Raw genomic sequence first — 367 nt, forward strand, 5'->3', positions numbered from 1 at the left:
GTGTCCTCGATGACGTCGAGGAGGCGCGTCTTGCGGGCATCGAGCGGGCCGTCTCCCCAGTCCGGGTCGGGCACGCCCCAGCCCACGCCGCGGGCGCGGATCTCGTAGAGATGGCTGTTGGTCCAGCCCATGGCGGCCTGGAGCACCAAGTGCAGGCGATCGAGCCGGATGGTCAGCGGCACCTCGACACGTCGCGCCACTGCGGGCCTGACGTCGTCGAGGGTGATCTTGAGCCGGGCGATGCTGCTGGTCATGCCGCCGCCTTTCCCTCCCTCGCCCGGGTCCAGTTCCAGGGCAGCAACTCGTGCAGGCGCGAGGCGGGGTGGTCGGCGATGCGGGCCAGGACATCGGCCAGCCAGGCGCGCGG

2 protein-coding genes are annotated in these 367 nt (G+C 71.7%); both read right to left on the minus strand.

Annotated elements, in window-relative coordinates:
* On the minus strand, positions 1 to 254 hold a 254-nt coding region (locus Q7A36_RS41115; RefSeq protein WP_305109527.1), incomplete at its 3' end, for a plasmid pRiA4b ORF-3 family protein.
* The coding region (locus tag Q7A36_RS41120; RefSeq protein ID WP_305109528.1) for a transposase domain-containing protein at positions 251 to 367 on the minus strand (117 nt) is incomplete at its 5' end. The genes Q7A36_RS41115 and Q7A36_RS41120, both read right to left, overlap by 4 nt.

This window comes from Paracraurococcus lichenis (assembly GCF_030657435.1).
In the GTDB taxonomy this organism is placed as follows: domain Bacteria; phylum Pseudomonadota; class Alphaproteobacteria; order Acetobacterales; family Acetobacteraceae; genus Paracraurococcus; species Paracraurococcus lichenis.